This is a genomic window from Pseudomonas sp. AP19 (assembly GCF_001728855.1).
In the GTDB taxonomy this organism is placed as follows: domain Bacteria; phylum Pseudomonadota; class Gammaproteobacteria; order Pseudomonadales; family Pseudomonadaceae; genus Aquipseudomonas; species Aquipseudomonas fluorescens.
In genome coordinates this window covers 19,369-31,708 of sequence record NZ_LXJP01000072.1, presented here as the reverse complement: position 1 = coordinate 31,708, position 12,340 = coordinate 19,369, and the positions used below count along the sequence as shown (strand labels likewise).

General features: G+C 61.9%; 4 protein-coding genes. All 4 read right to left on the bottom strand.

All coding sequences use genetic code 11. From position 1 onward, the window contains the following. A partial coding sequence (locus A7D21_RS30450; protein ID WP_069553473.1) for a filamentous hemagglutinin N-terminal domain-containing protein occupies nucleotides 1-7,775 on the bottom strand: 7,775 nt, incomplete at its 3' end. Between the two features lie 30 nt (nucleotides 7,776-7,805). Then, on the bottom strand, nucleotides 7,806-9,518 hold the full coding sequence (locus A7D21_RS30445; protein ID WP_069553472.1) for a ShlB/FhaC/HecB family hemolysin secretion/activation protein: 1,713 nt from the start codon (nucleotides 9,516-9,518) through the stop codon (nucleotides 7,806-7,808). A gap of 363 nt (nucleotides 9,519-9,881) precedes the next feature. Beyond that, nucleotides 9,882-11,066: a DUF2252 domain-containing protein gene (locus tag A7D21_RS30440; RefSeq protein WP_053255809.1), complete on the bottom strand. Its 1,185-nt coding sequence runs from the start codon at nucleotides 11,064-11,066 to the stop codon at nucleotides 9,882-9,884. 258 nt (nucleotides 11,067-11,324) lie between these two features. Further along, nucleotides 11,325-12,236: a LysR family transcriptional regulator gene (locus A7D21_RS30435; protein ID WP_069553471.1), complete on the bottom strand. Its 912-nt coding sequence runs from the start codon at nucleotides 12,234-12,236 to the stop codon at nucleotides 11,325-11,327. Nucleotides 12,237-12,340 lie beyond the last annotated feature (104 nt).

Sequence of the window (12,340 nt, the reverse complement as noted above, 5' to 3'; positions counted from 1 at the left end):
TAGGCGTAGTCGTCCTGTTCGGTCTGGCTGGCGATGACCACGTCGCGCCCGGCGGTCACGCTGGCGTTGCCACCGGCCTTGAGGTCGCTGCCGATGTTGAGCACATCGCGCCCGGCGTTGAGCTTGAGGGTGTCGGTGGCTTCGAAGCGCGAGGCGTCGCTGGCCACGTCGTTGCGCAGTTGGTAGCCTTCGCCTTGCTGCTTGAAGGTGGTGACGGTGCGCTCGTTGAGAATGTCGCCGGTCACAGCGGTGGCGCTGATGTCGCGGGCGTTGATGATGCCGCCACGGGTGTTGCGGATCGAGTCGGTGGCGAGCATTTCCAGGCGGTTGCCGGCTTGCATCAGGCCGCTGTTGTCGATGTTGCCGGCGACCATGCTGAGGTTGTTGGTGGCGCGCAGGGTGCCGCTGTTGTGCAGGTCGCCGCCGGTGATCAGGCTCACGTCCTGGCCCTGGATCAGTGCGCCGTTGGGTGCCAGGCGGTTGTTGGCCTGGGCCAGGTAGAGCACTGGGGTGAGGACTTTTTGGCCATTGACCTCGGCTTCTTCCATCCACACGATGTCGTGGGTCAGCGCCGCGACTTGTTCGGCAGTCAGCGACACGCCGAGTTGCAGCTTGAGCGCGTCCTTGTAGCTGATGGCGTTGTCCATCAGGTAACGGAACAGCGCGTCGTCACTGGCGATGCCATCGATGTAGCGCTGGCCGGTGCGGGCCACCACGGCTTCGCGGATCAGGCGTTGCTCATAGAGACCATCGCCCAGGCGTTTCCAGGCGGTATCAGGGTTGTAGCCCAGTTTGCCCAGCAGGTAATCGGAGCTCATGAACTGCTTGAGGTCGGTGAGCGCCGGGTTGGTTTCGATCAGGTATTTGTGGCTGTTGTCGACCGCAGCGATTTGCGGCAGCCCTTGCACGCGGGTTACCGACGGCGCGCGGCTGTCCAGGTTCAGCGGGCCCTGGCCAGTGACCGCGCCGCTGAGCGGCTGGCCATCGACGCTGAAACCACGCTCTTGCACGGCGCTGTAGTCCAGCGGTTTTTCGCGGTCTTTGTCGGCAATCTGGCGGCCGCCGACGCTGAAGTCGCCATTGCCCGTGGAGGCGCTGCCGGCGCTGTCTGCCTTGGCCTGTTGGCCGCTCAAACGGAACAGGCCATTCTGGCCGGTGGGCAGGCTGAAGCCGGGCAAGGTGGCCGGGTTGACCTGGCGCTGTGCCAGGTCTGGCGGCAGTTGCGCGGTAATCGCCGGTTTCACCGTGGAGGCGAACACGTCGGAGTTGGTGTTGTGGTTTTGCGCCGGGGCCTTGATGTCGGTGGCGTTGGGGCGAATCACGCTGTTGTCGATTTTTTGCGTGGCGTTGACCGTCACCGAGCCGGCCGCCTGAATCACCGCCTGGGCAATGACGCTGCCGGCGGTCGGCACCACGTAGGTGCTGGTTTCGTAAAAGTTACCGATGCCGGCCATGATCTTGGCCAGGGTCATCTCACCTGGGCGGTAGTCGCCGGAGTTGGGGTTGTTATAGACGTTGAACTGGTTCTGGCGCTCCATGAAGGTGTTGTAGAAGCTGCGGTCACGGGTATAAAAGCCCGAATTCAGGTGCACTTCTTCGCCGCCGGCCGCACCACGGTTGGTCAGCACGTCGGTGTTGATCAGGATGTTCCTGGCGGCAGACACCGAGCTGTAGAGGTTATCGAAGGTCTGGCTGCCGACGGTCAGGTCGCCACCGGCGTTGATGAACGCCGAGGCCGAGCTGCCGACCAGCACGTCTTCGTATTTCTCTACGGAGGTGAAGTACAGCTCGCAGCCTTTGCCTTTGCAGAAGTCGTTGGAATAGATATTGAGGTTGCCCGAGACCAGTTTCTTTTGCGTGCTGAACTGGTCGCGGCGGTTGCTCAGGGTGTCGGCCAGCAGACGCATGTTGCCGGCACTTTCCAGGCTGCCGGAGAGGTTTTCGATCAGGCTGCTGCGCGCGCCCGCATCGTCGTGGGCAATGTCCAGGCCGCCGAGGCTGTAGACGTCGCCGTAGCTGTTGCGCACATCGTTGGCGCGCAAGGTCATGTCGTTGCCGCTGAACAGCAGGCCCCTGTCGTTGAGCAGGTGGGTGGCGTTGAGGCGGACTTTTTCCGCGCCGCCCAAAGTGCCGTAGTTGTTCAGGGTGGTGGCGTTTACCGTGAGGTCGCCGAGGGCGGTCAGGCGCCCGTGGTTGGTCAGGGTGCTGCTGTTGACCTGGGTGACCGCGCCGCCGGCAATGCGGGCGTTTTCGCCCAAGTCCATGCTGGCGCTGGTGAGGGTCATGGCGCCGAGGCTGCTGACCCGGCCGTTGCCGCTGTAGCCGCCGCTGAGCGTGAGGTTGAGGCTGCCGTCACTGGCCAGCAGGCCGTCGTTGGTCCAGGTGTCGCCCGTGCCGGTCAGGCTTTGCGCGCCCAGTAACTGGCCACTGGCGGTCTGGGTGAACTGGCCGATGTCGAGGTTCAGGCGCCCGGCCTGGATCACGCTGCTGTTGGTCCAGCTCGCTGCCTTGATGTCCAACTGGCCGTTGGTGATAAAGCTGCCGCCGGCACGGGTGACTTGATCAGAGGTCAGGTCGAATTTGCCGCTGCCGGTGTGCACGATACGGCCACCGTTGTTGTCGAGGTTGCCGGCTTGCAGGTTGAGATTTTCGTTGGCACTTTCCAGCGCGCCGGAGCGGTTATCGAACAGCCCCGACACGTTGATATCGGTGTTGCCCGCGCGGCCCATGGCGCGCAGGTTGCCACCGGCGTTGTTGAAGGTTTGTGCGGCAAGGCGCAGGGTGTCGTCACTTTCGATCAGGCCGAAGCGGTTGCTCAAGGTGCCGGTGAGGCCGAAGTCGATGCTGCGGGCGCCGACCTTGCCGCCGTTGTTGGCCGCCGTGCCCTGGTTATCGAAATCGGCGGCCGTGACCTTGAGCAAGGTGTTGGCATACACGCCGCCGCCCTGGTTGTTCAGGCTGCTGGTGACAATGCGGTTTTCACCGCCCAGGGCCGACAGGTGCCCCAGTTGGTTGAGCACACCGCCCTTGGCGTCGATATCCAGCGATTGCGCCTGGGTGATGCCGCCGCCGTTGTCGAACAGGCCGCTGACCAGTTTGATCCAGCCTTTGCCGCTGTTGAGGATGCCGCCGCGGGTGTTGGCCACATTGGCCGCGTTCAGGTCCAGGTTGCCGCTGAGGCTGTCGACTCGACCGCCCTGGTTGTTGAGGGCGCCGCTCAGACGCAGCAGGTTGTCGGTCTGGCTTTGTAAGGTGCCCTGCTGGTTATTGAGGGTGCGAGCGGCAAGCTCCAGCTTGCCCTTCTGGCTGTAGATCAGGCCGTCTTGCTGGTTGTTGACGTCACCGGTCAGCAGTTTGATCAGCAGGTCTTGCTGGCTGGCGAGTGTGCCTTTGCCACTGTTGTCCAAATCGCCGCTGGCGAGGGTCAGGTCGAGCCGGTTTTGGCTGACCAGTTGGCCGCCACGGTTATCGAGGCTGGCGGCGTTCAGCAGCAACGCGCCGCCACTGGCCAGGCGCGCATTGTTGGCGTTGATCAGTGCACCGCTGAGGGTGCCTTGCAGGCTGCCCTGGCTGATCAGTTGGCCGTCGCTGTTGTCCAGGCTCTGGCCGATCAGGTTGATGTTGGCCGCGCTGATCTGGCCGCCACGGTTGAGGATCTGGCTTTGGGCGTGGTTGAAACCCAGCAACTGGCTGGAGGAAATCAAGCCGTTGTTGCTGTTATCCAGGCGCCCGGCAATGCTCAGGCCTACATCGCCCTGGCTGGAGACGATGCCTTGGGCATTGTTGAGGCTCGCCGCGCTGAGGGTTTGCAGGCCCTGGCTCACCAGGGCGCCCGCCGCGTGGTTATCGAGGGCGCCGCTGAGGTTGGCGTGCAGGCTGCCGTTTTTGCTCGACAGCGTGCCTTCGGCGCTGTTGTCGAGGCTGCCGCCGGCCACGGTCAAACCGTTCCAGCCGGAGATCAGGCCCTTGTTGGCGTTGATCAGGGTGTTCGCCTCAACGCGCAGTTGATCGGTGCTGAGGATGGTCCCGCGATCACTGTTGTCGATACGCAGGGCCGCCACGCTGAACCCGATATTGCTGGAAATTTCGCCCTGTTCGCGGTTGGTCAGGTTGGCCAGGCGCGCAAAGCTCAGCGGTCCTTTGGCGCTGATCAGGCCGGCGCTGTTGTCGAGGTCGCCACCTTGCAGGTCGAGCGCAACGGCACGTTCGCCGATCAGGCGGCCCTGGCGCTGGATCAGCTGTTGCACCACCAGTTGCAGGTTGCCCTTGGCCGAGACTTCACCGCCAAGGCTTGAGTCCACATGCTGCCCCGTCAGGCTGAGGTCGCCCTGGCTGTTGATCAGGCCTGCGGTGTTGTCGAGGTTGGCGACGTTCAGGCTCAAGGCCTGTTGGCTGCCAATCACGCCGTTGCGGTTGCTCACATCGGCCGCCGTCAGCGTGAGGTTGCCATCACTGACCAGTTGGCCGCCCTGGCTGTTATCCAGCGCGCCGGTGCTGAGGGTTTGGCGGGTACCGGCCGAGAGCCGGCCTTTGTCGCTGTTGTTCAATGCGCCCGCCGTTGCATCCAGCGTGGTCGCAGCGCTGATCAGGCCCTGATCACGGTTGTCCAGGGCGCCAGCGACCTTGAGGTCCAAAGCGCCACGGCTGGCAATCGCGCCACCGGCCTGGTTGTTAAGGCTGCCCGCCGCCACCTGCAAGAGGTTCTTGGCGGATACCACGCCTTCGACGCTGTTATCCAGCGCCTGGGCGATGCGCACCTGCAAGCTGTCGCCACTGATGACTTTGCCGCCACGGTTGTTCAGCGTGTCGGCCACCACCGCAAATGATTGCGTGCTGGAAAGCTCGCCGCCCTGGCTGTTGTCGACGCTGCCGAGGTTACGCAGCAGTAATTGGCCAGGGGTGGCAATCAGGCCGTGGTCACGGTTGATCAGTTGCCCGTGGTTCAGGTCCAGGTCGATGGCGGTATTGCTGACCAACTCGCCGCGGTCATGCTGGTCCAGCCCGGCGAGGTTTGCCTGCAGCGTGGACTTGGCGAAGATCGAGCCTTGCTGGCTGTTGTCCAGTTGCCCGGTGTTAAGCAGGATCCCGGCGTCACTGCTGATACTGCCGCGCTGGCTGTTGTTAAGGCCCGCACTGCGCAGGTCAAGCTGTTGCTTGGCGCTGATCACACCGGCCTGGCTGTTGTTCAGCGTGCCGGCATTGAGGGTTAACGCGCCGTCACTGAGTAACACGCCCTGCCCTTGGTTAAGCAGATCGCCGCTCAGGTTGATGTTGACGCCCGTTTGGCTGATCACGCGCCCGCCCAGGCTGTTGTCCAGTTGCCCGCCGTTCAATTGCAGGCTTTGGCGCGCCGCCAACAGGCCTTTGTTCTGGTTGAGCAGGCGTTGCACGGTCAGTATCAGGCCGCCGTCACCAATGACCTTGCCGCCACTGTTGGTGAGTTGATCGGCACCCAGCCGCACGCGGGCCTGGCTGGAGATTTCACCCTGCTGGTTGAGAATGCTCGGGCTGTACAGGTCGACGCCACGGGTGGCGGCGATGAGGCCGCCGTTGCGGTTATCCAGGGCGGTGCCGGTAAAACTCAGCACGCCTTCGCTGACCAATTCGCCGGCTTGTTGGTTGAGCACACCGACGGTTGCCAGCAGGTCGCCCTTGGCGCTGATACGCCCGGCGCCGTTTTCGATTTGACTGGCGCTGAGGGTCAGGCCGCCGTCGCTGCTCAGTCGGCCGCCAGTGCTGTTGTTCAGGCTGGCGAGTTCGACGCGGGTATTGGCCTTGCTGCTGATCACGCCCTGCTGGCTATTGTCGACGCTGCCGCCGCTGAGGGTCATTGCCCCGTCGGCAATCACCAGGCCGCCCTGGTTGGCCAGCGTATCGCCGTGCAGTACCAGGGTGTTTTTACTCGATACCAGCCCGGCCTGGGCGTTATTGAGTTGGCCGACACTGACCTGTTGGGCGCCCTGGCTGACCAGGTTGCCTTGGTTGTGGTTATCGAACAGCCCGGTGATGTTCGCGGTCAGGTTGCCCTGGCTGGCGACGGTGCCTTGGCCGCTGTTGTCCAGGCTGGCGGCCTGCAGGGTCAGCAGGCTGGTGGCCGAGAAGATCCCCAGGCGGTTGTCGATCGCGCCGCTGGCGAGCACATTAAGGTGGGCGCCCAGCAGTTTGCCGGCGCGGTTATCCAGGGTGGTGGCGGTAACGCTGGTTTGGTTGGCGGAGATTTCGCCTGCCTGGTTGCTCAGTAGCCCGGCGGTTACATGGGCCTGTTGATGGCTGGCCAGCAAGCCGTTTTCATTGCCCACTTGCCCGGCAATCAGCGTCAGGGAATTGAGGCCGATCACGCGGCCGTTCTGGTTTTGCAGGGTCGCCGCCGTGACGTCGGTGCTGTTGTCGCTGTGCAACACACCACCGGCGCGGTTATCCAGACCCGTGGCATTGACCTTCAGCGATGCCGTGCCCAGCACGCGGCCGCCACGGTTATCCACTTGGCCTGCGCTGACCACCGCGCTCGCGCCGCTCAACGTCGCGTTCTGGTTGTCGAGGTTGTGTGCAGCCGTCACTGTCAGGGCGCGGCTGGCAACCACGCTTTGGGTATTTTTAAGGCTGCCCGCAGACACGCTGACATCGCCATTGGCATTGCGCGTTTCATCGGCGTTGACGCCCGCTTCGATGATCCCGCTGTTGGTGACCTGGCCAGTACTGGCCAGGCTAATGCTGTCGCGGGCGGCGAGGCTTTTCTGGTTGACCAGGCCCTGGGCGCTGGTGACATGCACGCTGCTGCCGGCGTAGACCTTGTCGGTCAGGTTGACGTTCTGCGCGGTGACCTTGATGTTGCCGGTGGCGGCGGTCTGCGCCAGGCTCAAATGCCCATTGGCATCCAACTGGATATCGCCGCCGCTGGCCGCCAGGGTGCCGTCGAGCTTCACGCCCACACCGGCTTCGGTGCCCACCAGTTTGATCGCACCGGCGTACATGCCGCCCAATGCCGACGAGTCGATTGCCAACTCCGGCTTGGCGCTGCCGTCATCGGCACGCGCCGTCGCATTCAAGGTCTGCGCGTTAACGTCGTTGCGCCCGGCGACCACGGTCAAGTTGCGCGCATTGATCTGGGCATTGATCTTGGCTGAGCGGGTGATGATTTCGAAACGGTCGACGTTGCTGGCGTTCAAGCCCTGGCCGTCGATGGTCACGGCGCCGCCATCGACCTGGTAACGGTCCAGACGGCCGTTGTCGAGCACCGGTTTGCCGGTGGTCAAGGTCACATTCGGCGTATTGATGAAACCGCAGCCGCTGCAGGTGATGCCGTACGGGTTGGCCACGATAACCTTGGCCGACTGCCCCGCCACTTCGGTGTAGCCACGCAACTGGCTGGGGCTGCCGCCGTTGACTTCGTTGAGGATGATGTTGGCGGCGCGGCCTTGCAGGTTCGGGTTGCCGAGGATGATCCCGCCCAACTGGGTCGACTGCGTGATGGCGGTGGCGTTGTTGAGGATCACGCCATTGGCGCCGACGTTGTAGTCCTTGAACTGGTTATGGGACAAACCACTGCCGTTGGGCGCGGCGATGTTCACCACGGGAACGCCATTGCCTGCCTGGCCGACGCTGGTGCCCGGTGCGCTGACGACGATGCCGTCGGCCTGAGCCAACAACGGCTGCCAGAACAATGCATTGGCCAGGATCAGCGCCAGCCCGCGTTTGGGCAGGCCGATGAACGAGTCACGGCGTTTCAGGGCAGCCGAAGGCTGGCGAGCGAGGAAGGCAAACTGGCGAACATCCATTTCAAATTCTCGATGCAACGGGGCGTTGAATTAGAGGAAAAAATCCATGCGAAAGTAGATCGGCGCTTCGCGGTCAAGCAGCGCGGCCGGTCGTTCCAGCGAGTGGGCAAAGGTCACGCTGGTGCTGACGTGCTGGCCACGGGCGAACAGCTCAAACGAATTGCTCGACACCCGGCCATGCACTTCGCGGTTGTAGCGCGCGTTACGGATAACGCCTTGGTCATAGCCGACACTGGCGCCGTATTCGCCGAACACCGGGCGCAGCCAGCCGAGCGTTACCGGGCGGCTCCAACGCAGGTCATTGCGCCAGTAGCCGCCGCTGTCACCATTGAGTTGCTGGTCCTTGAAACCGCGTACCGACGAAGAGCCACCGAGGCTCATGCGCTGCGGGCTGAACAGCACGTCTTCACTGCGCTGGCCGGTGGCCAGGCTGGTGAAACTGAAGGACTCACCCCACAGCCTGAACGGTTGCAAGTAGCTGACGGTGGCGGTGTATTTGCGGTAACGCGCATCCGGCACGCCCGGGCCGGGGTTGTGATTGCCCTGGGCGTCGAACGCGCCGGTGCCGTTCTGCATACCGACGTCGAGGTTGACGAAGGCGCTGCCAATGCGGCGCCCATGGTTGATGCCCAACTGCAACTCACTGAGGCGATTGCTGCTCTCTTTGAGGTGGTTGTCGTTGATGTAGTTGTTGGTGCGCAGGTGGGCCACGCCAACGTTCACCGAGGTTTTGCTCAGGGCGTCGCGGTGGATCACGCGCTCGGCGCGCAACTGATGGTTTTGGCTGTCGCCGGTTTGCTTGAAGTCAAAGCCGTCGCCTTGGGCCACCGAGCGATAATCGCTCTGGTTGTAGCTGTAACTGAAGTTCCACCACCCCCACGGCACGTTGTAGTAGAGCATCGCGTTTTTTGAGGTTTTCTGGTGATCGCTGATGGCGTCGTGGCCGCCGCGCAGAATCAACTGGTCGGCCAGACCCAATGGGCTGTCCCATTCAAAGCCTGTGCCCCACTGCTGCTCTCCGGTACTTTTCTGGCCATCGTTGTTGCGTGACAAACTGGCACGCCACGGCTTTTGCGGCGTGTTTTTTACCAAGACGCTACTGCCGCCCACTGCGTCGCCGGGCGCCAGTTCCATTTGCGCCTGGTTGGACGCAAGACGGTTGAGTTGATCAATGGCTTGTTCAACTTCGCGCAAGTTGAGCAAGTCGCCGCTATTACCGGGAAAGGCCATGGCCAGTTCGCGGGCTGACAACTGACTGTTGTCGACGCCTTTCAGACGTTCAAGTTTGCCTTCTACCACCAACACTTGCAGATGCCCCTTGGACAGGTCTTGTTGCGGCAAGTAGGCGCGGCTGGTGACCAGGCCTTTGTCGATGTAGTGGTCGGTAACTACCTTAAGCAAATCATTGAGTTGGGACACGCCCAGGCATTGATCGATAAAGGGTTCAAGCAGGCGTTCGCGCTGAGCGCCAGAGAGGCTGTCGGCGCCGTTGAGTTCGATGGTTTGGATGGGGAAGCAACGGGTGTCCACCGGAGCCACCGGGGCTGCAGGTTTTACCTCTTTGCCGGGCAATTCCTTGAGTTCTTGAAGACGTCGCTGTTGCTCTTCCAGCAGTCGGTTTTGCCGATCGCGAATCAGGTCCTGGTCGCCAGGATTGGTCGCGGCAAAGGCGCCATCAAGGGCACTGAAGCACAATAACGTCAGGCACAGAAAAGGCCGAGTCCATGGCGTTGGCAGGTGCATATCCGTTCCGTCGAAAAATGATGGCGGCAACCTAACATCGAACTTAGGAGATGCCAAGATTCCGACAAACGTGATATTCACGTTAGAATCGCTACTAACTTATTGATTTAAGAGTACTTTATTGGATTAACGTCTTGAATACTCATTAACGTTTCAGACCAACGGCAAAGCACGTCGACTTGACAGTCACAAAGTAATAAAAATTCAAATAGGACGTTGCCTAGGATTCGCGCGAAAAATCGTAAAAAACACAACCCGCAACACACTACTTTCCCACTGCGCGGTTGCCGCGCCTTGCCTTCAAGTGCAGAGGGGCACCCACTGGAACACCCCAATGTGTTCCAGTGCGACGTCGTAGCGTGGTTAGTGCTCCAACGCATAGCGCCGACAATGGTTGAGATAACCCTGCTCGTGGCTGCCCACCAACTGCACCACACTGGTCCATAACCACGACGGTGCATCCAGTTGTTTAGAGCGGTTTTCCTGCAATGCCGCCATCCAGTCCTTGCGCGTTTCCCGGTCCATCTGCCGGGCGTGGGCGATGCCGACGACGCGGGCCAGGTATCCGGCGGCGTGCATGGCGTCGGTCTCGCTCAGTGCATCCAACTCCAGCTTCATGTCCTGGGGCAGCAATTCACGGATGAAAAAACCGTGGTCGAGAAACCGCGTCGCCACCATGCGCTCACCCAGGCCGGGTGACAGTTGGCGTGCGCCTTCCACCACACGCCGGCCATTGTCACGCGGCATTTTCGCCCGCGCTGCGCGAGGTGCAGCAGCGCCGACGGCTTCCTTGATGTCGATCAGGCAATATTCCTGATCATCCTTGTCACCAACGCCCAGCAGCGCCGCATAGCGCTTCAAACCCAAGGAACTGCAACCCTTGACCCAATAAGCCGAGTCCAGCAGCTCAACCTTGGCGTCTTTGGGGCGGCCCTTGAGCGAGCTCACCAACTGGTGGATTTCGTCCGAAGCACAGACGGTTTCCAACGCGCTCTTTTCCGCCCGGGACAATGACCAGAAATGCTTGCCCAACGGGATGGTCGGACGCACATTTTCGATACGCTCACGCGCGAGGTTTTTCCAGGTGCGCTCCACTGCACTGCGCATGCCGGCCTTGACCTGGGACGGGCGCGGCGGCACTGCATCGGGTTTGTCTTTAAAGGCTTGCTCGTAGCCGACCATCATTTCTTCGAGCATGCGCGCGGTCGTCACCCCCGGCAGGTCCGAGCCCCGCGCGGCGGTGGCCAGGGATAAGGCCAGACGTACCAGGTCGTGGGCCGGATTGCCGATCACGGTCTGGTCAAGGTCGCGTATGTGCATGTCAATACGGCCCTTGTTGTCGCCGGTAGGGCCCAAGTTGCCCGCGTGGCAATCACCACAAATCCAGATCGCCGGGCCGTGGGGCAAACGGCGGCCAGGGAGACTGTGCAGCCACTCGTAAAATTGCACCGTGCTGCCTCGCACGTAGGCGTGGGCGGAACGCGCCATCTTCAAGTTGCGCAATTGTGTGAGGTGGGGAATGCGGTCAGAGGGACGCGGTGTTTTCATGGATTAACTCAGTACAGGAGAAACGATAGAGCCTGGCCTCACCACGAATGTTTCATAATGTTTCAAAAATAGTCAGTTGGGTCCTCTAAATTAACAACAGGGCCGCCATCACCAAAACCTACAATAGATTCGGAACACACCGACTTGCTTATCCAGCAGCCATCACCATGATCAGACACGCGTAGCGACGAGGCTGTGCAGATGGCTTGTGGTAGGTGTCAGGGGTTGAGCGCGCGCGTTGCCGAGTGCAGGCCAGTTTCAGAAAGGTGCCCTGCGACCGGCCCTGTCCGGTACTTGCACGGCCACCGCTTCGCGCAACCAGCCTTTGAACGCGAGCATTGCCGAGGTCTCCGCGCGCGATTGCAAGCGCGTCAGCCAATAACTGCCGGTGGTAATGCCCACGTCGAAAGGTTGACGAATCACATCCGTCGCCAGTTGGCGCGAGAACATCATCGCCGGCGCCAGCGCCACGCCGATGCCCTGCAATGCGGCTTCCATCATCGCCAGCGAGGAGTCGAACACAATATTGCGCGGTATCAGGGTGTCGGCAGGCAGCCCGGCTGCCTGGAACCACAGGTTCCACTCATCGGCGCGGTAGGAGCGCAGCACGGTATGTTTGAGCACATCGGCAGGTGTGTGTAATTGCTCGGCGAGTGCCGGCACGCACAACACCGTCAACGGCGCTGCCAATAATTGGCACGCCTCGGTGCCGTGCCAGGCGCCCGCGCCGAAACGGATCGCGTAATCGAGGCCTTCGGCGGCGACGTCGACGCGGTTGTTGTGGGTCGACAGGCGCAGGTCGATAAACGGGTAGCGGCTCTGGAACTCCGGCAGGCGCGGCAGCAACCAACCAACGGCAAAGGTGCCGACTGCGCCCACGGTGAGTACTTCGCGGTAATGCCCGCCCTCGAACTGGCCCAGGGTATGTGCAATACGGTCGAAGGTCTCGCGCAACACCGGCAGCAGGGTTTCGCCCTCACTGGTCAGCATCAGGCCGCGTGGCAGGCGTTTGAACAAGGTGACGTTCAGTTGCGCTTCCAGGCTTTTGACCTGATGGCTCACCGCCGCCTGGGTCACGCACAGTTCAATGGCGGCCCGGGTAAAGCTCAAGTGACGGGCCGACGCCTCGAATGCACGCAGGGCATTGAGCGGCAAATGCGAACGCAGCATGGCTTACCCCAAATTTTTCTAATGGCAGGTGCGAGATATCATCGTTTGTCGAAGGGGCAAAATCCACTTAGATTTGCGGCGCCTGCGCAGGCCTTGATCGTCAG